This is a genomic window from Kineosphaera limosa NBRC 100340 (assembly GCF_000298215.1).
GTDB lineage: Bacteria > Actinomycetota > Actinomycetes > Actinomycetales > Dermatophilaceae > Kineosphaera > Kineosphaera limosa.
In genome coordinates this window covers 1-20,291 of sequence record NZ_BAHD01000087.1, presented here as the reverse complement: position 1 = coordinate 20,291, position 20,291 = coordinate 1, and the positions used below count along the sequence as shown (strand labels likewise).

At 68.7% G+C, this 20,291-nt stretch carries 13 protein-coding genes, 1 tRNA gene and 3 pseudogenes; 7 read left to right on the top strand and 10 right to left on the bottom strand.

The annotated features are described in order from the left end of the window. The 4 genes and pseudogenes from KILIM_RS19385 to KILIM_RS19370 form a co-directional block, all read left to right on the top strand. Nucleotides 1–487, top strand: a pseudogene (locus KILIM_RS19385) (hypothetical protein); the annotation flags it as partial. Nucleotide 488: 1 nt separating this feature from the next. Next, nucleotides 489–2,393, top strand: a complete 1,905-nt coding sequence (locus tag KILIM_RS19380) for an ATP-binding protein (protein WP_006594443.1) — start codon at nt 489–491, stop codon at nt 2,391–2,393. 4 nt (nt 2,394–2,397) lie between these two features. Further along, on the top strand, nt 2,398–7,188 hold the full coding sequence (locus KILIM_RS19375) for a phage tail family protein (RefSeq protein WP_006594442.1): 4,791 nt from the start codon (nt 2,398–2,400) through the stop codon (nt 7,186–7,188). A 272-nt stretch (nt 7,189–7,460) separates the two neighbouring features. Continuing rightward, nucleotides 7,461–7,796: a hypothetical protein gene (locus KILIM_RS19370; RefSeq protein ID WP_157551840.1), complete on the top strand. Its 336-nt coding sequence runs from the start codon at nt 7,461–7,463 to the stop codon at nt 7,794–7,796. 6 nt (nt 7,797–7,802) lie between these two features. Here KILIM_RS19370 and KILIM_RS19365 read toward each other — a convergent pair whose 3' ends face one another. Together KILIM_RS19365 and KILIM_RS19360 are read right to left on the bottom strand one after the other, a co-directional pair. Continuing rightward, nucleotides 7,803–8,183 carry a hypothetical protein gene (locus KILIM_RS19365; protein WP_006594440.1) on the bottom strand — a complete coding sequence of 127 codons (381 nt, stop codon included), beginning with the start codon at nt 8,181–8,183 and terminating at the stop codon, nt 7,803–7,805. Nucleotides 8,184–8,192: 9 nt separating this feature from the next. Then, on the bottom strand, nt 8,193–9,299 hold the full coding sequence (locus tag KILIM_RS19360; RefSeq protein ID WP_040563895.1) for an eCIS core domain-containing protein: 1,107 nt from the start codon (nt 9,297–9,299) through the stop codon (nt 8,193–8,195). Between the two features lie 167 nt (nt 9,300–9,466). Between KILIM_RS19360 and KILIM_RS19355 the strand changes: the two genes are divergently transcribed. After that, on the top strand, nt 9,467–11,749 hold the full coding sequence (locus tag KILIM_RS19355) for a glycosyltransferase (RefSeq protein WP_217997140.1): 2,283 nt from the start codon (nt 9,467–9,469) through the stop codon (nt 11,747–11,749). Next, nucleotides 11,746–12,504, top strand: coding sequence for an AfsR/SARP family transcriptional regulator (locus KILIM_RS19350; protein ID WP_006594437.1), 759 nt, complete (start codon nt 11,746–11,748; stop codon nt 12,502–12,504). Before KILIM_RS19355 ends, KILIM_RS19350 begins: the two co-directional genes overlap by 4 nt. Before the next feature lie 181 nt (nt 12,505–12,685). On the opposite strand, the gene KILIM_RS23525 is transcribed toward KILIM_RS19350, so the two are convergent. Next, a complete protein-coding gene (locus KILIM_RS23525) occupies nt 12,686–13,456 on the bottom strand; it encodes an FkbM family methyltransferase (protein WP_157551839.1) in 771 nt (256 codons plus the stop codon). A 1,572-nt stretch (nt 13,457–15,028) separates the two neighbouring features. On the opposite strand from KILIM_RS23525, the pseudogene KILIM_RS23520 reads away from it, so the two are divergent. Continuing rightward, nucleotides 15,029–15,784: pseudogene (locus tag KILIM_RS23520) on the top strand (IS630 family transposase); the annotation flags it as partial. Between the two features lie 195 nt (nt 15,785–15,979). On the opposite strand, the gene KILIM_RS24400 reads toward KILIM_RS23520, so the two are convergent. From KILIM_RS24400 to KILIM_RS19310, 7 genes and pseudogenes are all read right to left on the bottom strand, one after another. Next, entirely contained in the window at nt 15,980–17,407 is a 1,428-nt protein-coding gene (locus tag KILIM_RS24400) for a hypothetical protein (protein WP_006594433.1), read from the bottom strand. Beyond that, nucleotides 17,404–17,670, bottom strand: coding sequence for a hypothetical protein (locus tag KILIM_RS22795; RefSeq protein ID WP_006594432.1), 267 nt, complete (start codon nt 17,668–17,670; stop codon nt 17,404–17,406). The genes KILIM_RS24400 and KILIM_RS22795 overlap by 4 nt, the downstream gene beginning before the upstream one ends. Nucleotides 17,671–17,863: 193 nt before the next feature. Beyond that, the gene (locus KILIM_RS19330; protein ID WP_006594431.1) at nt 17,864–18,748 is read right to left on the bottom strand and encodes an IS3 family transposase; all 885 of its coding nucleotides are present in this window, start codon (nt 18,746–18,748) and stop codon (nt 17,864–17,866) included. Further along, on the bottom strand, nt 18,745–18,981 hold the full coding sequence (locus KILIM_RS24730; protein ID WP_232550243.1) for a transposase: 237 nt from the start codon (nt 18,979–18,981) through the stop codon (nt 18,745–18,747). The genes KILIM_RS19330 and KILIM_RS24730 overlap by 4 nt, the downstream gene beginning before the upstream one ends. 5 nt (nt 18,982–18,986) lie before the next feature. Then, nucleotides 18,987–19,469: a hypothetical protein gene (locus tag KILIM_RS24185; RefSeq protein WP_157551838.1), complete on the bottom strand. Its 483-nt coding sequence runs from the start codon at nt 19,467–19,469 to the stop codon at nt 18,987–18,989. A gap of 268 nt (nt 19,470–19,737) precedes the next feature. Continuing rightward, a tRNA-Ala gene (locus tag KILIM_RS19315) sits at nt 19,738–19,810 on the bottom strand. Nucleotides 19,811–19,892: 82 nt separating this feature from the next. Beyond that, a pseudogene (locus KILIM_RS19310) lies at nt 19,893–20,291 on the bottom strand (hypothetical protein); the annotation flags it as partial.

The following is a 20,291-nucleotide window of genomic DNA, read 5'->3' as shown; positions in this document are numbered from 1 at the left end:
GAGTGCTGGCATCCGGCGCCGCGGGGCACCCGCGCCGCCGTCGTGCAGGTGGCCCGACGGCGTCGCCACGCGCCACGCCGGTGCGGTCCAGTTGCTGCGCCTCGTGCTCCGGTTCGGCGGCGAGGACGCCGGGGCGGCCGACCTCGGCCGGTTTGCTCAGTGGGTGCTCAGGGATCGTCCGCGGCGCGGACGCCGGCGGCGCGACCCCCTGTGGTCCCTGCTGGCCGCCCTCGACGAGGCGCCCGCACCCGCCCGCCGGCGGCGTCCGCCCTGGTGGGACGCTGCCGCCGGTTTCCTGGCGGACGCCGGCCTCACCCCGGCCAGCTTCGAGCGGCCCGGGCTCGTCGCGGTGACGCGGACGCACCTCGACGTCGTCCTTGGCCTGGAGGAGATCGACCTCGGCGTCCGGCTCGCGGGCCTGGACCAGGACCTCGGCTGGGTGCCGCGCCTCGGCCGAGTGGTGTGCTTCCACTTCGAGGGAGCGTGAGATGGCCTACATCGACCCTGCCGTGGCGCGCGTCGTTCAGCGCGTCCGGACCCGGGTGCTTGAGAGCGCCGCGGCGCCCGACATGTCCTGGCTCCTCGATCCGGCCCCCACGGCCCCGCTCCTCGACGGTCCCGCGGCCCGCCTCACGCCTGTCGAGTGCCACGTGCTGGTCGCGGCCGCCCTGATCGAGCTGGACATCCGGTTCGGCTCACTGTTCGCGGCCCTCCAGGCCCCGCTCCCCGCCCGCCGCCCGTGCGTCGGCCTGCTCGCCTGGCTGCTCGGCGACGCCGATGGGGATGTGACCACCGCCAGCCACGACCTCGTCAGGCGCGGTCTCCTCGCGGTCGACAACCCCGACGACCCTCGCGCCGAATGGACGCTCCGCGTCCCCGTCCCTGTCTGGGACGCGCTCCGGACGGGCGTGATCGAGCCGGCCACCCTGCCGCCCCACCTGACCCTGCGCACCGAGTTCCCGGCTTTGGAGGATGTCGCCGTCGGCGCCAGCCAGCAACCCATGCTCGCCAGGCTGCCCGGACTGCTCTTGGACCCCGGCCTCAAGGCCTTGGTGGTCCGGGGCCCGAGGGGGGCTGGCCGGACCACCCTGCTGGGCGCGGCCGCGGCGACGCTGGGGCAGGGTGTCCTGATCCATGACGGGGACATCGGCGGTCCCGCCTGGTCGGTCTTCGAAGCACTCACGGCGCTCTGCCCGATCCTCCCCGTCGTCAACGTCGAACCCGGCCCGGGTGAGACCATCGACCTCCCGTTGCTCCGCGGGCTGGACCGCCCACTGGGCGTGGTCACCGGACGCTCCGGCGGCTTGTCCGGGGCCGGCCTCGACCACGCGCTCACCCTCGTCCTGACAGCGGTCGGACCCGGCGACCGCCGCCGCCTGTGGATCGAGGGCGGGCTTGAGGCCGAGGCGTCCGACCTCGAGGACATCGTCGACCGCTTCTTGCTCACGCCGGGCAACATCCGCCGCGCAGCCCCGGTGGCGCGGTTGCAGGCGCTCTCTGCAGGGCGCCGCCAGGTGATCGCGGTGGATGTTCGCGCGGCCACCCGCACCCTGCGCCGTCAGGAACTGGAGACGCTGGCGACCCTGCTGGACCCTCTCCCACCGGATGCTGGGCCGGTGCTGTCCACCGCCGCGGAACAGGAGTTTGAGACCCTGCTGCGCCGCTGCCGGCATCGGGAGAGGCTCTCCCGTGCAGCAGCCCAGCCCGGCGTTACCCGCGGTGTCCGGGCCTTGTTCTCTGGCGGCAGCGGCACAGGAAAGACACTGGCCGCGCGACACCTGGCCTCTCTGCTGGACCTCGACCTGTACCGTATCGACCTCGCGTCCGTGGTCAACAAGTACATCGGCGAGACCGAGCGCAACCTCGACCGAGTGCTGGCCCGCGCCGAGGAACTGGATGTGGTGCTCCTCCTCGACGAGGGCGACGCCCTGATGGCGAAGCGCACCGAGGTTTCCAACGCCAATGACCGCTACGCCAATCTCGAGACCAATTTCCTGCTGCAGCGCCTCGAGACCTTTGACGGCATCGTGATCGTGACCAGCAACGCGGCCAGCCGGATCGATCGGGCCTTCCTGCGCCGCATCGACGTCACCGTGGACTTCCTCCCTCCGGACGCGGGACAGCGATGGCAGATCTTGGTGGCCCACCTGCCACATGACCACGAGGTGGGGCCGGACGTGCTTGACCAGGTGGCCCGTCGCTGCGACCTGACCGGAGGCCAACTCCGCAACGCGGCCCTGCACGCGACCCTGCTCGCGGTCGACGGCGACCACCCGGTGCGGTCGGAGGAACTCGTCGACGGGATCCAGCGGGAGTACCGACGCTGCGGCGCTGCGTCGCCGCTGAACTGGATGAACGGGGTCAGCACCCGGACCGACCGCCCCGTGGGGTGACATCATGCGCCCGCAGGTCGCCCTCTACCTACCCGTCCGCAGACGCCGGGAGGACCCGGGACGCACCGGCGCGTCGCACATGGACGCCGCCGCGGTGCAGGCCGCCCCGCTCTGGAGCCGACAGCCCCCCGAACTCCCCCATGAGGCCGAGGGCCCTGTGCCCGCCCACGAATGGCTGAAGGCAACGGCCCCGGCAGGCCTTGAGCAGACCCGGGCGTGGCTGCCGAGTTCGCTGAAGGATCACCCGGCCGTTGGCTTCATCGCACTGGTGGGCCAGAACCGCGTGGTGGTGCTGGACCCGACCAGCATGGCTGCCACCCAGACCGGCCCCCGCGACCTGGTGCGTGAGGCGGGGTTCCGCACGGGTCAGGACGGGCTGCTGGTCAGCCTCAACGACTACTCGTTCACCGAGTCCGAACTTCGCACCGCGGACGCCGAGGTGGCCCACCGACCCGTCCCGGAGTCCGCGCCCGGGCCATTGCCACCCGTGGCTCACTTCCCGGCGTGGAGCATCGCCCCGCTGACAACGGAGCAGGCTGCCGAGCAGCCACCAGCCGCGCCCGAGCCGTCGGCGCGCGAGCCCGCGCAGCCTGAACCTGCGAGGGTCGAATCCGAGCCGCCCAATGCCGACGCCGCGGTCTCAGATGGCGACGACGCATCCCAAACCGGAGAAGAAACGGCGCGGAAGGGCGCCGACGAGACCATCGAACGGCCACCAGACGAGTCTGACCGCGAGGTACCCGCCCCGGCATCGACCGAAGCCGGCACGAAGCCTGCGCCCGAAGGGGTACCGGAAGCTGCCGCACCCCCTGGCGTGGTCACCGCCGCACCTGCCTCCGAGGCGACGCCAGCCCCCGCCGGGCTGGAACCTGCCCCCGCCGCGCCTGGGGGCAGCCTCGCCGAGTCGAGCGAGGTGCCTGCCACGAGCGTGGAGGAAACCCAGACGCAAGAGGCCTTCGAGGACAAGATCGAGCAAGCATCCCCCCAACCCGAAGATGCGGAAGAAGCAGCGGCTGACGAACCAGCGGCGGCACCCGACCCCCTTCCAGTCGAGGAACCGATCCCAGCGACGACAGACCCCGAAGACGCCGTCCCGGCGAGCGCCCCGGTCGAGGCGCGCCCGGAGCAGGAAGCCATCGAGCACACCACCGCCACCGAGTCCCAGGAGCGCGAACAGGAGAGCCTCGAGGCCAACGTTGACGCAGGAGATGCTCCTGCCGCTGTCGCGGCCCCAGGTGCGACGAAGGAGCTCGGACTCGCCGGGCTGGCAGAACCGATCGCCGCGGGACCCGCCCCCACCGGAGGCGGTGGCGGCGGTGCCATGCCAGAGCCGCCCACGCCCGCCCCGCCCCCCGACACCGCGACCATGTCGCCACAGGCCGGTGTGGCGGCCGCTGCCGCCCTCAGGCCCCTCGAAGCCGCCCAAGCACTGGGTGGGGTCGGGTCAGCCGTGGAGACAACGGCGCAGCAGGAGGGCGAGCACCTGCAGGCCGAGTTCCCCACGGTCGATGTCGGCGGTGACGGCAGCGGCGGGTCCGCAGTTGTCGTCGACGCCGAGTCCCCCCGCGAGGACCGGGTGGAGAAGGTCGAGGGGGCTCCGTCGAAACCAACGCCTGCACCCCCTCCGACCCGCGAGCCCGACCCGGCGCCCACGGCCGGCATCCCGACGCCCCGAGTGACCGACTCCGAGGCAGGGACCGTCCGCCCCGAGGATGCCGAGCGCGTCGCCACGGCCGTGGAATCGATGCCCACGACCGATCCAACCATCGACACGTCAGCCGGGCCCGCCCCGCCGCTGCAGCGAACCGGGGAAGCCGACCCCTCTCTCATCGCCGGCCAGCGCGCGGCACTCGACGCCACCGTGGCCGAGCATCGGACGCAGGGCGCAGCCGAAGTGGCGGCGCCCGCTGGGGAGCGCGAGGTCAGGGATCGCTCGCCGCGCGTCACACTGCACGGACCTCGCATAGCCGGCCCCGGAGGTGACTCCCGGATGGGCACCCCGGTAGCGGACGAGGCGATCGGCATCATCGCCGAGGAGAAGCAGGGCCCGCAGGTGCGGGCCGAGATCGCCCGGGCACAGGGCGACATGGCAGAGGAACGGGACGCCCACCGCACCAAGGTCGCGGAGGAGAAGACCAAGGCCGACACCGAGATCGCCGCTGCCAAGGCGGAAAGCGCCAAGGAGCAGCGGGCGGAGAAGGGCCGGGTCGCCCGCGAGGTCGGGGAGGCGAGGACGGAGTGGGCCGGCGAGCAGAACGCCAAGGTCAAGGAGACCGACGAGAAGGCCCGGAAGCAGGTCACCAGTGCCGACGAGGAGATCGGCAAGACGGAGACCAAGGGCCAGCAGGACGCCGCCGCGGAACTGCGCAAGGGCGAGGGCGAGGCCCGGGACGCCAAGGTCAAGGCCGAGGCCGAGGCCGCGGCGAAGAAGCGGGAGGCCGAGCGAAAGAAGAAGGAGGAGTCCGGCGGCATCTTCGGATGGATCGCCTCGAAGGTCACATCGTTCTTCAACGCGCTCAAGGAGGCGATCACCAAGGTCTTCGACCTCGCCAAGGCGCTGGTGAAGAGGGCCATCGAGGCTGCGAAGAAAGCGGCGTTGGCGGTGATCGAAGGCATCCGCAAGGCCGTCGTGGTCCTGATCAGGGCAGTCGGAGCCGCCCTGATCGCGCTCGGCGACGTCCTGTTGGCGGCCTTCCCCGGCCTGCGCAAGAAGTGGCGGACGTTCATTCAGCGCAAGGTCAAGGCGGCCGAGGCCGCGGTCAACAAACTCGCGGACGCCCTCAAGGTATCCGTGACCAAGCTGCTGGACGCCCTCGGGAGGGCCTTCGAGTTCCTGCTCGACTTCTACAAGAAGGCCCTCCTGGCGGTGGTGGGAATAGCCCAGAAGGCGGCCTTGGCCGCGATCGCGGTCGCCAAGGCAGTCGCGGACGCTTTGGGTACCTGGGTCGGCATCATCAAGGACATCGCATCCGGCCCGCTCGCCTGGATCCGCCACCTGGGCGCTGCCGCAGTTGACGGGATACGCAACCATCTGTGGAAGGCCTTCAAGCGGGAGGTGAGGCTTTGGTTCGACAGCAAGCTCGAGGAGGTTCTCGGGCTCGGTTCGGCAATCTGGGGCGTGTTGAAGGGCGGCGGCATTGCGCTCGCTGAGGTCGGCCGGATGGCCTTCGAGGCGCTGAAGAGCGCGATTCCGGTTGCGCTGATCCAGTTGCTCATCGAGAAGCTGGTTGCGATGATCATCCCCGCCGCCGGCGCGGTGATGGCCATCATCGAAGGCCTGCAGGCTGCGTGGGGAACTGTCCAGCGAATGCTCAGTGCCTTCGGCAAGTTCATCGCGTTCCTGAAGGCCGTCGCGAAGGGTGGCGCCGGGCCCCAGTTCGCGGACCTGGTCGCCTCTGCCGCGATCGTGGTCATCGACTTCGTGGCGAACTGGCTTCTCAAGCGGCTCCGGAAGCCCGCCGCGGCGGTGGGCAACAAGGTCAGGGCGATCGCCAGGAAGCTCCTCGCCGTGCTGAAGAACGTGGCCAAGAAGGCCGGGCGGGCGGCCAGGAAGGTGGTCACGAAGGTGAAGGGTGCCCTCCGCAGGGCGGGCAAGAGGTTCACCGACTGGCGCACCAAGCGGCAGGCGCGCCGTGACGCCCGGCGCGGCAAGGATCCGAAGGCCGAGGCGGCTCGGCGGAAGCGGGAGCGCGAGGAGGCCAAGCAGCGCCGGCTTGATCGGGCCGTCAGGGAACTGAAGCCGGCGGCCGAAGCGATGTTCCGCAGAGGCGTGGGGAGCATTCGCCTCATGGTGAAACTGGGGTACTGGAGAGCGCGTTACAGGCTCACCTCGCTGAAGCTGGAGGGCGGGACCCTGGTCGCGCGGGTCAATCCAAGCCGGCCGTTGACCCGCGCGGAGCAACTGCAACTCGGCGCCGCGCTCGAGGACATCCTGCGCAAGGCGGAGGACGCGTACCTTGCTTCGTACGTGGAGGCCAGAGAAAAGGAAGCCCGGCGCGAAGAATTGACACAGAGTGATCCTGCGCGGCACTACTCCACGGAGACCCACCTCCGCTTCAAGGAAGCCGCCGAAACCGGAAGGGGCCTGAGCTGGAGCCCCACAAGGTCGGGGCGAAGGTACGTCGCCAGGGAGAGACTGCCGGCAGGAGGGCACGCCACGTTCTGGAGGCCACGCTTGAAGGCAGATCGAGAGTCGGGGGTGGGAGTTCCAGCGGACATCCGAGCAATCCCGTCCAGCACTTCCATCGCGATGGGCGCCGGCCTTGACAAGTACGTGCGCTTCGCTCGCAAGGAGACGAGTCTTGACATCTCCAGGAAGGCGGACACTCTGCTCGAGCTCGAGGGGGTGCGGAAGGCCGGCATGTCGACGGCCCTCGACGTGTTGTGGGCTACCTCGGAAGCGGAAGTTGCAGCGGCGCCGGAGCGCAGCCGGGCACCGCTAAGCCGCCGTCTCGCAAGAGCAAATCTCACCAGCGCCAACCCGATGGCCCCGCCTCACGCCACGCAAGCTGTTAGGGCCGAGGAAGCTGGGACCATTGAGGGTAAGCACGCGAAGGCGATCGCAGAGCGGAAGCGCCGCGTAGCCCAAATCTTCTTGCGCCTGCGTGAGTTGATGCGCTCGAACAAGGACGTCTACGGGGACGGCTCGTCGGCAGTTGCAGCCCTCGCGGACGCGTTCTCGAAGTGGTTCGAGGCGAGGAAGCCCGGTTCCCGCGCCACCGAGACCGAGCGGGATCAGTTCGAGGCTACGCTTAAGGATTCACTCGTCCTTTTCCTGAAGAACTACAAGCGTTAGTTAGCTAGAGTTTTGGGGCTTTGATGGGCAATGACGCGTACCTCGTGTTTCCCGGGGACACCGACTCCCAGGGAGCAGTCGCCCGCGTCCACGCGGCTGTTCGGTCGCTTTGGCCTCATGCAGGGGCTCGGGTTCAGCCCGACCACGCGCTGCTGACTCCTTCCACAGAGGTGTACACGTGGCCCGAGAGAGCAACTGGATCGGGTCGGATCTCGCTGACCCTGAACCACGCGATCCCGGCGGTGTTCGTCAGCGTGGAATCCAGCGGTCGGATGTCCACTTTGACCGCGGAGTTCCGACGACTGCTCGCGCTGCCTAGTGCGAGCGACCACACGGCGCTGGCCGCAACGTGTCCTGACGACCCGGCTGCACTCGTGCGGGCGGCGCTTGCTGCCGGCACGGAGGACGAGCCGGCTCTTCGTCAATTGGTCGAGGCCGCGCTCGAGAAAACGAACCCAACCATCCGTGCCGGTGGGATCCAGGCCGCAGCCCTGTTGGGTTGGTCCTCACTCGCCGCCCCTCTCCTGCTCGCGGCGGCGGTCGAAGAAGATGAGGACCTCAAGCGGCAGATCCGGATCGCGCTGCGCAAGTGCACGTCCACAACCTGAGCCGCCTCAACTCGGGGCGCCTGCGCGGGTCGCCAGGACGAAGAGCGTGCCGTCTCGGTGGCCCGACACGAGCCACCCGCCCGGGTCTGCGGCACGGGCCGCCTGCTCCGTCAGGGACTCGGGATCCGTCGGCCACCACTCGGGTGGGTCCCCCGGGTCGACGCGCCAGCCCGAGGGGAGCATCACCCGGGTATAGGCCTGCGCCTCGGGGGAGGTGAGACCCGCGGCGTCCTGCAGCGCCTGGACGGCGTCCGGCGGCAATTGGACCGCGGCGTAGAGCACCTCGTAGTCGAGCCCGGGGACGGCGTACGTGTGGACGCGGACCGGGTAGGAAGGGTCCAAGCGTGCCCCCAGCGCCCGTTCCAGCGGGTTTCGCTCGTCACTCATCCCCGCTCCTCACTTGTTGAGGTCTTCGCTGGCCTGCGTCCCAATTACGTCCGCGCCAGCCGGACCGCCGGCGACGTCGCCGGTCGCGATATCCGCCGCCCCCCGGTACTTCTTGTCGTCCACGAACGCGGGAGCTTTCATGTCGCCCCATTGTGCCCGGGTGTCATCCGAGGTCTGTGTGAGGGCGGCCACGACGCTGAAGATCTTGAAGGGCTTGCCGGGCAGCAGTGCAGCCGCCACCCGGACCTGCAGTTCGGCGGGGGTCGACCTGCCCGAGCCCGCACCCTTGGGGTCGAAGTCCCAGTAGTCATAGAAGGTCATCGTCCCCAGGTAGACCCAGCTCCCGTCGGCCTTGACGGTCACGATGCCGTCGTAGGTGATGGTGAAGTTGCCCAAGGTACCGTTCGTGCGCGCGCCGCCCCAGCCGGTCACCTTGACGGCGTTGGTCCCGCCACCCGCCGCAGCCAGCCCGGCCACCTCCGTCATGAAGCGTTTGCTGCGCCGGAGGTCAACGATGGGGTTGCAGTCGATCATCTCTTGGGCGGTGAGCGTGATCGCCTTGCCGGTGTCGTCCATGTAGTTCTTCAGGAGCTTGCGCGGTAGGTAGTGGTCGTAGAACCCCAGCCACATCCGGCGCTCGTAGTGGGTTGCCTTCCGTAGCCGCACCTGGTCGCCACCCTGGGCGACGTGCGTCAGTTCGTGCGTCATGAGCGGCACGTCATGCGCGGACTCCCCGCGAGCGAGGAAGATGTCCCGACCATGGGTGGCGGCCCGGGCGCCGAGCATGGACGTGAACAGTTGGTCCTCCGGCCCCTCGTGCACCCGGGCTACCGTCGGGTCGGCACCCGCCGCGCGAGCGACATCCGTCGGAACCGGAGACCCCTCGTCGGACGCCAGCGGTGACCGGTCCCTCGGCGCTCCTGCTGCGCGCGACCCGGGGAGAGCGCGCCCGGCCTCGGCGTCTTCGGCGCTTTTCTCATCGGCGGCCGCGCGTGACCGTGCCGTGGCGTGGTCGGCCGCCCACGCTGGCGTAGCACCGCCCCGGGCCAGAGCCGGTGCGGGGTGGCGCCGCTCCGGTGCACGACGGTCTGGTTTGGCGTCCCTGTCCAGTTCCATGGACTGCTCCCGTCTGCCCGGCCGAGCACACACGTCCAGTTCAGCCTCTCGTATCTCGGTCACCGTGCCGTCACCGACCCACGCGGCTGCGTCCGGTGACGCGGCGGTGACGCCGCCGTGACGCATTGCACACCCCCCGGTGATGGGTAGACCGCACAGTTCGACGCATGCGGACGACAGCCGTGGGCCTGACGCCGGCGCACCCGGACGCGCTGCGGCTCAGCCACGACTTCCTTGCCCGCCACACCGGAAGTTGCCCGTACGAGGTGGTCGAGTTGTCCGCCGCGGGGGCGCTGGGCTTCAACGAACTGGTCGGGCGGTCGGAGTCCGACGTCGTCCTGATTCAGGGCGGAGCACTGGTCGGCCCCGACTGGCTCACGAGGCTCACGGCGGCGCTGGCGCGCACCGGCGCGGGCCTCGCCGGGCCCAGCACGAACCGGGCGTGGAACGAGCAGGGCTGCGTCGACGCCGCCGGGGACCTGCGCGGGGTGCGTACCGCGTCCGCCGCACTGGCCCGCCGGTTCGGGACCGCTGCGCGCACCCTGGCCCCGCTCCACTCGCTCGGCGACTTCTGCTACCTGGTGCGGCGCGAGGTGGTGGACGTTCTGGGTGGCGCCGACCCGGCGTACGGCGAGGGGCCCTGCTGGGAGATGGACTACAACATCCGGGCCACCCGGGCCGGGTTTCCCGGGGTCTGGGTCGGGGGCGCGTTCGTCTGGCGGCCTGCTCCGGCAGACGACAGCGCACAGTTGGAGCCCGCCCGCCGGCTCTACCAGGACCGGTTCTGCGGGCAGCGCCTCGCCGGAGACCGCGACGACTACCGGCAGCACTGCCTGGGCGACGAGTGCACCGACTTCGCGCCCCTGGAGATGATCAAGCTCCGCGTCGACGCTCTCGTCACGCAGGCCTCCACCAACCAGGCCACCCGCACGCCGGTCACGGCGCGCCAGCCAGTGGTGAGTTGCGTCATGCCGACCCGCGGACGCCCGCAGTTCGCTCTGCGTGCGGTCGAGTACTTCCTGCGCCAGGACTACGCGGAAGCCGAACTGGTGGTCGTCGAGGACGGGACTCCACAGCTGGCAACACTCCTGCCCGCCAACCCCCGCGTGCGGCTGGTCCGCCCGCCCGACGGCCCCGGACGCCGCAGCATTGGCGCGCTGCGCAACCTCGGCTGCGCGGCGGCCCGCGGCCAGTTCATCGTCCTGTTCGACGACGACGACTGGCACGGTCCGCGTCGGGTGAGCACCCAACTCGGGCCGCTGCTGGCCGGGACCGCGGAGATCACCGGGCTCGAAGGGCTTGACTGGTTCGAGCCGGTCGGTTGGCAGTGCTGGCGGCCCTCCCCCGGTCTGGAGTCCCGGCTGCTGCGCCGAGGGGTCTACGGCGGCACGATCGCCTTCGCCCGACGGTGGTGGGAGCACCACCGGTTCCCGGACCGTTCGCTCGCCGAGGACGCCGACTTCCTCGACGCCTGCGTCCGGGCGGGCGCCCGGCTGACCCGCGTGCCCGGCCGGGAGCACTACGTGTACGTGCGCCACGCGGGCAACACCTGGTCGCTGCAGGCCGGGCAGGCGGTCGACCGCGATGGGTGGTCGCGGGTGGCAGCGCCCGACCTGCCCGGCGACGACCTGGCGTTCTACGCGAGTCTCGACGGGACGCAGACGTCCGGGGCCGTGGCGGGAAGGGTGAGCTGCATCATGCCCACCCGGGATCGCCGCGATCTCGCGGCGCTGGCGATCGCCTGGTTCCGGCACCAGGACTACCCCGACAAGGAGTTGGTCGTGCTGGACGACGGGGACGACCCGATCATCGACCTGGTCGCCGGCGTCCCCGGTGTCCGCTACCAGCGGCTCGACAAGCCCGTCGTGCTCGGCACCAAGCGAAACCTCGCCTGTGAGCTGGCCACCGGCGACTTCATCGCCCACTGGGACGACGACGACTGGCAGTCGCCCACCCGGCTGTCCACCCAGATGCACGGCCTGGCGTCAGGCAGGGCGGAACTGTCGGGCACGTCGCGCCTGCTGTTCTGTGACCCGGAACTCTCCCGGGCGTGGCGGTACACCTGGCCCACCGGAGCCCGGCCGTGGCTGGCCGGGACCAGCCTGTGCTACGCGGTGAGCCTGTGGCGCAGGCACCCGTTCCCGGCCGTCGGCGTCGGGGAGGACACCCGCTTCGTCTGGCAGTCGGGCGCCCGCGAGCTGGACGACCTGCGCTCCTGCGACCTTGTGGTGGCTCTGCTCCACAGCAGAAGCACTGTCCGCAAGGACACCCAGGGGCCATACTGGGCGCCAGTCGACCTCACCGAGGTGCGCCGGCTCCTCGGGGACGATTACGCGCTGTATCACGACCTCCTGCCGCGCGCCGGGGTCCTCGCCGCTGTCCATCCGTCACATGCCGTCCGACGCGTTGCCGAGCGATCGACGGTGAACCACCCCCGAGGAGTACCGTGACCACTCCATCAGTCCTGAATTCGTCCGGTCCGGCCTTGCAGCTGAACCTCATCATGGACTTCGAGGTTCGATGCGACGGCGAGCCCGTGCCCATCGCCCCCGCCTCCCAGCGTCTGGTCTGCTTCCTCGCTTTCCAGCCCCGGCCCGTCAGACGCACCTACGTCAGCGGGACACTGTGGTACGACGCCGACGACCGCCACGCCAGTTCAAGCCTGCGCTCGGCACTGTGGCGGCTCCAACCCATGGAGCTGGTCTGCGTCTCCAACACCCACCTGTGGCTCAACCCCTGCGTCCAGGTCGACCTGCGCCGGGTGATCGACCGTGCCGAGGGCGTCCTGCGCTCGGAACCCGATGCGGAGACGGTGTTCCGCGTGGCCCAGGAGTTGATCGAGGTCGGAAACGACATCCTGGCCGGTTGGTACGAGGACTGGGTCATCGTCGAACGGGAACGCTTCCGCCAGGTACGCCTGCACGCCATGGACAGAATCGGCGAACTGCTCATCCAGCAGGGGCGCTGGTATGACGCGCTCCAAGTCGCACTCGCTGCGATCAGCACCGAGCCCCTCCGCGAGAGCGCGCACCGCCTGCTCGTGAAGATCCACCTGCAGGAGGGGAACATCGCCGAGGCCATCCACCAGTACCGCTCGTACGCCGAGTTGCTCCGCCGCGAGCTGAACGGACGCCCCTCCGCCGCGATACGCGAGCTCCTCGCCCCCTTTGTCGTCATCCCCGCACCCGCCGGTGCCGTGAGGTGAGGGCCGCGCTGCGACGTACGATCTGGCCTCGATGAGCGGTGCGCGCCCAGGGCCATGACTCCGGGCACCCCCCCAGTTAAGTTAAGCGACTCTGTGGACTCGGGTCCCGACTGCCCGCAGACCTCGACGGCCACGCAGCAATTCCCGAACCCGGGCGGGGTCCCTGTTGGAGCAGGTGCGCCTATCCATCCCGGCCACCGAGCCGTGGTGGGCTGCCTCCGCCTTGGGGTGGACCAGATCGATCCGGGCATGCGGTCCATGGTGGACCCGATGCGACGACAAGCTCAAGCAAGCCGCTCCGCCATGGTTCGTCAAACAGGTCCGTAAGGACGAACGGCTGGCCGTCTGGGGTCGTCACCGACGGATAGAGGGCCAACAACTGCACCAGACGACGCAGCCTAGGATCGGGGTCCGGTTCCCAGAATCGCGGGTGGACGGACAGCAGGAGAGGTGGCAACGCCTCCAGGGACTCACTCGCCGCTGACAGCACCTCCACCTCTGCTCCCTCGATATCAATTTTGACCAGGGCGGGGTGTGGTGCCCCGGCGAGGACGTCGGTGAGTGGGATCTCTTCCACCACCCAGCCCACGCTCGCGTCTGCGAACAGCAGACTCGACATCGAGTCGCCGCCCAAGGTCGACGTGATGTTTCCCAGGCGCCGCCCAGAACGTCCCGTCCCCACCGCTTGCGGGCGGACGGTGATGCGATCGGCCAGTGAAGGGTTGAGGGCCACGTTCGCCAAGAGTTCGGTGCGTGCGACAGGGTCGGGCTCGTACGCGACCACCGAGCTGCCGAGCGCAGCCGCGTACAAGGTCAGCGGTCCAATCCACGCCCCAACATCGATGAAGGGGCCACCTGACCCAGCAAGAAACTGCCGCACCACGTTGAATGAGTCCGGCTCCCAGTCGCCCAGACTCACTCGTCGCCAGAACTCCAGGTTGGTCGACGTCACTTCGAACTCTGCGTCGCCTAGTCGCACCAGCATGGGACCCCGATCACCGGTGCGTGAGACGTGACGCCTGGGGATGGTGCACGTTCGACGACGGTCTCTGCGCGGCCGCGGACCTCGAAGTCGCGGATGGACCTCCAACCACCTCGTCGCTCTTCGGCAAAGATCTGAGCCCGAGTCATGGCGCCTCACTGCGGTAGAGATCTTCGTCCGAGGCCATGTCTTTCGGGAATCCCTCTCTCGGAACGGAGCTCCAGTACGGGCCTCGGCCCATAATCGCAATGTTGCCCCCAGTGTGGGCCCAGCCCGATGACTGAAGCGTGCGATCGGAGATCATCATCAATTCTCCCGGTCTCGCTTGCCAGCGTAAGGGGCCACCGTCTGCTGCAACGAGCGCGGGACAAACTGCAGCGACCCCCGGGCGTGTCCGGCAACTTCATTCGTGCGTGAGCTCAGCCGTAGGCTGGGCCTGTAAGTGAGCGTAGCAGTGGTCCTCGAGCTCAGCCGGCGGGATGTCGCCGCAGTACTGATGGCGCTCACGTTAGATTCTCCTGCCTGGCAGGGTCGCCGAGCGCGGGCCACCATCACCGCCTCGTTGAAGCCACCGCCGAGGCGGTTCGGGGGGACGCAGTGGTCCACCCGACTGCATCTTCGCATCGGTGGCGGGACGGTGGCGAAGGCGGTGGATCCGACGGCGGATGCAAGATGGGCAACTCGTCGCCCGCGAACGCCTTGCGCGACGAGTTGCCGGGTGAGGTCGATGATCACGGTGACGCACTTGTCACCCCGTTGCCTTGCATGAGCGTAGCCCCTGTTCGTCGACCCCGACGCCGGCGAGCCGTCCCGGGTGGTCGATGAGGAGCTGGGTGCCGCGATCAAGCACGACTTGGCACAAGGCCCACCCGTCCGCGACCCTGGTCAGCTTCGACCGCGGTCGGGGAACCGTCCTCCGCGAATGCCGCCACACGCGCCCACAACCATCGCAGCGGTACCGGGGCCAGCCGGACCACAACCACGTCCAGGGACTTGACCCCGTCCCCACCCGTCAGGTGGGTGAGCCGGCGCAGCACCTGGTCGAGCGCCCGGCCGAACCCCGCCTCAAACGCCGGCGCCACAGCCATCCTCGGCAAATCCCAGACTTCACAGGGCACTGAAGGTGCGGAACTCAGGCCCGGCCCGCAGCACGGGCAGGGGACATCGGTAATCGACCGTGACCGGCGGGCAGGAGGACGTCGTTGAGGTAAGCCTTGTTGACGCTGGTTGGACTCGACACCCACATCCTCGCGACGACAAGGCTCCTCAACGCTCAGCCCGCGCAGTTGCCGACCCACCGTCGATTGGGAATGCCGCTTCACGCGATCAAGATCGCTCGAGGCGCAAGCTGCCCAAGTCTATGGCGATCACCCTAGAGAGACTGCCCGTCAAGAAAACCTGGTTAGCATCTGCGCTGAAAGACATAATGTGTCGACAACGCTCGAATATGAGGCCGATCCGACGTTCGAAGACGAGGCCACCGGTTTGTCGAGTCCTAGTGTGTTGCGCCGTAAATACATTAGATAAATCGTAGAATGGGGCATGCCTCGATCAGGACGCCCGAAGCCCGCCCTTGAGCTGAGCGAGGAGGAGCGTGCGCAGCTGCAGCGGTGGGTCAGGCGGCGGAAGTCCTCGCAGGCTCTGGCGCTGCGTTCGCGCATCGTGCTGAGGTGCGTCGAGGGAGCGGACAACAAGGTCGTGGCCGCGGAGCTGGGCTGTTCGGCGGCCACGGTGGGCAGGTGGCGGTCCCGGTTCGTCGAGCACCGCTTGGACGGACTGTCCGATGAGCCCAGGCCGGGCCGCCCCCCGAGCATCACCGCCGAGCAGGTCGAGGACGTGGTCGTGGCCACCTTGGAGACCACGCCGAAAGACGCGACGCACTGGTCGCGGGCGAAGATGGCTGAGCGGACCGGGCTGTCGAAGTCCTCGATCGGCCGGATCTGGAAGGCCTTCGAGCTCAAGCCCCACCGCACCGAGGGGTTCAAGCTGTCCAACGACCCGCTGTTCGTGGAGAAGGTGTATGACATCGTCGGTCTCTACCTCGACCCGCCGGAGAACGCGGTCGTGCTCAGCGTCGACGAGAAGAGCCAGGTGCAGGCCCTGGCCAGGTCACAGCCGGCGTTCCCGATGATGCCCGGGATGCCCGAGAAGCGCACCCACGACTACGTCCGGCACGGCACCACCAGCCTGTTCGCCGCGCTGAACGTGGCCGACGGCACCGTGATCTCCTCTACCCACCGACGTCACCGGGCGACCGAGTTCAAGAAGTTCCTCACCAAGATCGAGGCCCACGTCCCCGCCGTGGGGGTAGGAAGAGCGGGTGAGCCGGTTGGTGAGCTCGCGGTTGGACTCGTTGTCCGGCAGCGAGGCGTCCCCGGGTGGCGTGGCGGGTGGACCAGTCGCCGGCTGGGTCGGCTCCGAGCTCGACGGCGCGCTCGATCCTCAGCAGGTCTGCGGCGACAGGGGCAAGCACCACGGCGGACGCGGGCCTCTTCATCCAAAGGTTGGAGGCATCGTCCCGGTCTGGTGGCCTGGATGGCCATACCTCACTCGGATGCGTGCCCGGCTGAGCGTGACTCTGCTGACGACTTCGGGTGTCAGCTTGTGGCCGAAACCCAACAGCTGGTGAATTCGTGTAGCTGCCTGCTCGGAGTGATTAGCTGCCTCTCGGCTTGTGTCTGCGAGTTGGATGGCTCGCTCCGTCGGTCTCCTGCTGATGTGCCAGTCGATGGGGGCTGCGACTGGGGGTGCTCCATCTGCTTGGAGTATCCAGCGTGTCCTTCTGAGGTCTGGATCGACCGTGCGGGCGGTTGAGGTGTCGACCCACATGCGCCCCTGACCGATCGTCATGTCGCGGACGGTCTTGCTGAGGGCGTCTCCCATCCTGGCCGAACGCTGGGCGAGGGTTTGGGTGAGGGTGTCGAGCTGCCCGGTGGTGAACCGTTCTTGGATTTGACTCGCGGTGTGCCATCCGTCTGGTCCGGTGAGCTCGGCTGCGATGTAGGACCGGAGTTCACGGGAGGCTGCGATGTAGTCGAGGGCGCGGGGTCCTCCCAAGCGCATGTTGGTGGGCCATGCAGCAATCTGCTTCCACCCGGTGAGGGCGGCCGTGAGTGTCTTGGTGACCTCCTGGAGATCTTCGAGTTCCTTGTGCATGCGTGGTGTGAGGGTGTGGTGGGTGGCGGCGGTGAGGATGGTGAGGTCGGAGGCGAGCATGGCGAAGGTGCCGCTGGTGACCAAGCGTCGGTGCAGGGCTTTTTCGGCTTCGGTTGCCCATCGGGTCAGTGCTCCATAGAGGCTGGGTTCGTCGACGGGGGTTGAGGTGAGGTGTTCGAGGCTGCTTCGCCGGCGGTCGGGATTGGTCCGGGCTGCTTGGTGGCACGTGTTCACCAGGTGCCGGAGGGAGCGTGCGAAGGGAGTGCTGTCGGTGCCGTTCGTGCCGAGTCGGTGGAGTGTCCAGTTGCCGATGGCGTAGGTGGCGGCCAAGAGGTTGTCCTGCAGCGCTGTTGCGGCGGCCTCGTTGCGGTCACGCCACTCGTAGACGGGTTTGCGGGGTGGGAGTCCCGGGTAGAACCAGCGGGGTGGGGCGTCGACTTGGAAGCGAGGGTGATGGTCGACGAGCATGTCGGCGATGCCGCCGAAGAGGAGGGCTGCGTCCTCCAGTTGTGGGTCTGCGGGTGTGGTGTGCTCGGTGGGGCCGCGGAGGGGGCGCAGCAGGGACAGGTGGTAGTCACGTTGGGCCTCGCCGGTCCCATCGAACTCGAAGGGAAGAGCTTTCAGGGCAGCGGTCAGCCGCTGGCTGACCTGGGCCCAGCCGGCGGCCAGGTGCGCGGTCTCGACGGGGAGGGGTGGCCCGGAGGGGTCGAGGCGGTAGGCGAGCAGGTGCAGGCGGTCGAGCAGGCCGCCGATGGTGGCGGTCATGACGGGAGTCCTGCCAGCACCTTGTGCAGCCAAGTGCGGATGTCGCTGGTGGCGGGCTGCTCGTCGAGCAGCTGGATGGCTTGTTCGATGCAGCCGTGGGTATTCAGGGGCGCCGGAGATCCGATGGCTGGGGCGGCGGGGGCGAGGTCTTCGAGGTCGACTTCGGCGTCGATGAGGGCGGCTTGGAGGAACTCGTCGGTGATGTCGCCGCTGGTGCGGGCTTGGCGGACCAAACCCAGGGCGAGAGTGTACCGGTTGGTCATCGCGCCACTCCCCTGCCTGCTTCGACCTGGCTACCAGCCGGAGCTGGTTGTGGCTTGGCGCTGTTGGCCGTCGGCGTGATCTGCTCGGCGGTGATGTAGGGGTGGGAGGCAAAGCCACGTTTGGCGAGGCGTTCGTGGAGCGCTTCAACCAGATCGATCGAGTGGAGTGTTCCCGAAAAAGTGGAGGCGTGATTTATGCCGCGAGTTCGTGGATGTGTCTGAATCCTAGCTCGTATTCGTGTGGTGTCAAATAGCCTAGGGTCGAATGCCTGCGGGTGCGGTTGTAGTACATCTCGATCCACTCGAAGGTGGCCTTCTTCACCGATTCCAGGTCCGGCCAGGGCCGGGTGTGGATGAGTTCCTTCTTGTACGACGCGAAGAAACTCTCCGCGACCGCATTGTCATAACAGATACCGGTCCGGCCCAACGAACGACGGATCCTGTTCTTACGGCAGAAGCGGGCGAAATCGTTCGACGTGTACTGCGTGCCGCGATCACTGTGGAAAGTGACCCGGCCCTTCGGCCGACGTTGCCTCAGGGCCATCGCCAGGGCGTCGGTGACCAGCTCGGTGCGCATGTGGTCGGCGACCGCCCACCCGACCACCCGCCGCGAGTGCAGGTCGATCACGGTCGCCAGGTACACCCAGCCGTCCCAACTCTTCACATAGGTGATGTCGCCGCACCACCGCTGATCACGCTTCCTGGCGGTGAAGTCCCGGCCGATCAGGTCCGGCGCCGACACCGGCCGCTGGCCGTGGATCGTGGTCTTCTTCCACGCCCGCGGATGGCGTCCCTGCAAGCCAGCACCCCTCATCAGCCGCCACACCCGCTTCCGTGCCACCCGATGGCCCTGGGCGGCGAGCTCGGCGTGGATCCGCCGCACCCCCGGGTTGCCCTTCAATCGCTCGAAGATCACCCCGATGAGGCGCAGCAGCGCCTCATCGGCCCGAGCCCGCGCTGACGCCGGCCGCGTCCGCCACGCGTAGTAGCCCGAGGTCGACACCCCCAGCTCGGCGCACATGAACTCGACCGAGTACTCCTTGGCGTCGGCCCAGTCCGCGATCGCAGCAAAGATCACTGCTGGTCTTTCGCGAACCAGGCCGCCACTTTTTTTGCGAACTCGGCCTCCATCTTCAACCGTCGGTTCTCCGAGCGGAGCCGTTCCAGCTCGGCCCGCTCGTCCTCGTTCAACGGCCGGACCGGTTCACCGTCTTGCGCGTCTCGTGCCTTCTTCACCCATTTCCCCAAGGTCATCTCATGCACGCCGATACTGCGCGCCACGTCGGCGACCGAGCGCCCGTCATTGATCACGAACTCTACCGCCGAGGCTTTGTACTCCTCGGTGAATGCCCTCCGTGTCGATCCCATCCTCGGTTCCTCCCAAGTTCAGGAACCCGCGAAATATGCCCCACCCTCCACCAAAGCGGGAACGGTCCAGTCGGCACTCCAAGCGCACCGACTGCACACGCCAGGCGATGCTCATCGAAGACGTCGAGAAGCTCGTCGAGGACTACTACACCCGCGTCCAGATCACGCCCGCCCAGCAGGACGCCCTCGCGGGCATGCTCCACCACGAGTTCGACCGGCTCATGGCCGTCGAAACCGAGGAACTGGAACGCCTCACCACCAACCGCGACCGGCTCGAAAGCGAGCAGGACCGCCTCATGCAAGCGCACTACGCCGACGCGATCCCGCTCTCCGTGCTCAAGCGCGAACAAGACCGCATCGTCGCCGAACTCAACCAAGTGACCCGCCGCATCGACGCCCACTTCGGCGACTACGCCGACGCCCGCGCCCACCTCGACGACGCCCTCGGCCTACTCGCCAACTGCGCCGACATCTACACCCGCTGCGACGACACCAACCGGCGCCTGTGCAACCAGGCATTCTTCACCAAGGTCTTCATCGACGAGGACAACGAGCTGCGCGTCGAGCACAACCGGCCCTTCGAGATGCTCCTCGATCCGCAGGTCAACGCCAACGCCCTGACCTGGGCCGCAGACGCGAACAAGGCCCGAACCTCGACCAACGTTTCCGTTGGCAAGGGTTCGAGCCTTGTGCGTGCGGTGGAGCTGAGGGGATTCGAACCCCTGACCTTCTCATTGCGAACGAGACGCGCTACCAACTGCGCCACAGCCCCAGATGCGAGGACCACTGTAGCAAAGACTCAACTGGTCCCCGAATCGGCCTCAGCCGCTGGTCAACCGGCCTGCGAGCGACCCTCAGGCGCTGACGACGCGGGGCTGGTGACGGGCCTCGTCCCAGGCCACATCGTCCTCGTCGACCTCGATCGGGACCGGCACCTCCATGGGCGGCGGTAGGGGCCGCTGGGCCTTGGCCTTGAGGGTGTAGGTGGGCGGCGGGACCGGAGTCGGCGCCCAGCCGTCGTCGGCGAGCAGCGGGTCGACCGCCGCGCTCTGGTTGGCCGCGTCGATCGATGAGTGGGCCAGCGCCGCAACCTCCAGCGGGTCGGGGCGGGTCGAACGGGCCGGAGCCTGAGCGGCCGGCTCGAGCGTCGCGGCAACCTCGCCGATCTCGATCGGCGCAGCGGCGACGAACTCCTGCGCGACGGGCATGCTCGGGGCGCTGGGGCGCGCCTCCGCGGCCGCCAGGCGCGCCTC

Bases quoted from the DNA above. Each gene is read 5' to 3' on its own strand.
- KILIM_RS19380 (WP_006594443.1), top strand. From the start codon at position 489: ATGGCCTACATCGACCCTGCCGTGGCGCGCGTCGTTCAGCGCGTCCGG.
- KILIM_RS19375 (WP_006594442.1), top strand. From the start codon at position 2,398: ATGCGCCCGCAGGTCGCCCTCTACCTACCCGTCCGCAGACGCCGGGAG.
- KILIM_RS19370 (WP_157551840.1), top strand. From the start codon at position 7,461: ATGTCCACTTTGACCGCGGAGTTCCGACGACTGCTCGCGCTGCCTAGT.
- KILIM_RS19365 (WP_006594440.1), bottom strand. From the start codon at position 8,183: ATGAGTGACGAGCGAAACCCGCTGGAACGGGCGCTGGGGGCACGCTTG.
- KILIM_RS19360 (WP_040563895.1), bottom strand. From the start codon at position 9,299: ATGGAACTGGACAGGGACGCCAAACCAGACCGTCGTGCACCGGAGCGG.
- KILIM_RS19355 (WP_217997140.1), top strand. From the start codon at position 9,467: ATGCGGACGACAGCCGTGGGCCTGACGCCGGCGCACCCGGACGCGCTG.
- KILIM_RS24400 (WP_006594433.1), bottom strand. From the start codon at position 17,407: ATGACCGCCACCATCGGCGGCCTGCTCGACCGCCTGCACCTGCTCGCC.
- KILIM_RS22795 (WP_006594432.1), bottom strand. From the start codon at position 17,670: ATGACCAACCGGTACACTCTCGCCCTGGGTTTGGTCCGCCAAGCCCGC.